The 929-nt window shown below is 49.9% G+C and carries 1 protein-coding gene and 1 pseudogene; both read right to left on the bottom strand.

From position 1 onward, the window contains the following. The coding region (locus NET03_RS13325; protein WP_252129376.1) for a helix-turn-helix domain-containing protein at nucleotides 1-416 on the bottom strand (416 nt) is incomplete at its 3' end. Between the two features lie 207 nt (nucleotides 417-623). Next, nucleotides 624-929 (bottom strand): annotated as a pseudogene (locus NET03_RS13885) (DUF6431 domain-containing protein); the annotation flags it as partial.

The raw sequence follows: 929 nt of genomic DNA on the forward strand, positions 1-929 counted from the left end.
TCTTTCCCGACAAGGTTGTGTTTTTTCAATAATCGGTATATAGTAAAGTAAGAGATATGGTTTTTTGGGATTCCCCCCTGCTCGATCAGGTGTTCGTAGAACACCGTCACGGGCATGGTGGGATGTTCTTTTCTTAGGGCTAAAATATGATCCTCATCATCGGGCGACAGACGCCTTGAGTGGCCGCGGTCCGAACGGCGCTTCGGCTTTAAGGCGTCAAAGCCCCCTTTTTTGTATCGGGTGCACCAATCGAGGATCGTCTTGGCTGCGATTCGTTTGTCGCCTTGGTGGGGAACATGGTGCACTCGCTCGCTCACCTCTTTCAGATACGTCTTCGGTTCCACCTGCCCATTCACCAACGGAGCGATTAGCCCGTACCGAAACAAGGCAATGTCGTGTCTCATCGACTCATTCATTCAAATCTCCTCCTGGTCTCACTTGGAATCAGGACCGTTCCGGTCCTCCTGCCCTTATCGTACCGAATTGCTTTTTCTCCGTCGATAGGAAAGGTTTGTGGGAACCTCAACTATTTCCAATTTAGGGTATGTATGTAAAATCAGGATCCCATTTAATTCGCAAAAGGGTGTCGGAATCCGCCCTCCCACATCTCTCTGATGGCCGAATCAAGACCGTGTTCCTNCCTCCCACATCTCTCTGATGGCCGAATCAAGACCGTGTTCCTCTAACGTCTGGATCCACCAAGAAGCCCGTTCCTTTTCTTTTTTCACGATAGGGCCTATGATCCTCCACCGCCTCGCAAAAAAGCTGTGAAGGCTTGATAGGTTTCGGTAGAACCGTCGGACATAAAAGATGATGCCGTCCTTTGTCGGGAGAAACGGAGCCTGGTTCGTCCTTTCGGTCAATCCCAACTGCTCTTTCACGACTTGCCATATGGCGGACAACGTATACTGAAAATACGGGAGGAGAAA

Source organism: Thermomicrobium sp. CFH 73360 (assembly GCF_023806465.1).
In the GTDB taxonomy this organism is placed as follows: Bacteria; Chloroflexota; Chloroflexia; order Thermomicrobiales; family Thermomicrobiaceae; genus Thermomicrobium.